The organism is Bifidobacterium xylocopae (assembly GCF_003315615.1).
GTDB lineage: Bacteria > Actinomycetota > Actinomycetes > Actinomycetales > Bifidobacteriaceae > Bombiscardovia > Bombiscardovia xylocopae.
This window is the reverse complement of record NZ_PDCH01000055.1, coordinates 1-463: the sequence shown is the minus strand read 5'-3', so window position 1 is coordinate 463 and position 463 is coordinate 1. Positions and strand designations below refer to the sequence as shown.

The window sequence follows — 463 nt, the reverse complement described above, 5'->3', positions numbered from 1 at the left end:
GCCAAGCACGGCGAGGTCGTGCGCTTCTACTTCACGAACACGGCCAACACGCGCGTCTTCAACGTCATGCTGCCGGGGGCGCGAATGAAGCTTGTCGGCGCCGACAGCGGCCATTACGAACAGGAGCAACTGGTCGAGGAGGTCCTGCTCGCGCCCTCCGAGCGCGTTGTCGTCGACGTCCTCTTCTCAGAACCCGGAGAAGTCGCGCTCGAGCACCGGACGCCTGAGAAGTCCTACCGGCTTGCTGCGATCGAGGTCGTTCACGAGCCGGCCAAGCCCGACCTCAGTGAACAGTTCGAAAACCTGCGCAGGAATGAAGACATGAGGGCGCTACGCGAACGGATCGAGCCGTTCATCGAGTCTCCACCTGACAAGACGCTCTCCTTCGTGGCCGAGATGGACGAGGTCGGCCCTGAGGGCGGGGTCGACACCGGCGTCTACGCCTGTCCAATGCATCCGGAGA

1 protein-coding gene is annotated in these 463 nt (G+C 63.3%); it reads left to right on the top strand.

Annotated elements, in window-relative coordinates; all coding sequences use genetic code 11:
• Positions 1-463, top strand: a 463-nt coding sequence (locus tag CRD59_RS07600) for a cupredoxin domain-containing protein (RefSeq protein ID WP_201736590.1), incomplete at both ends; no start/stop codon positions are given.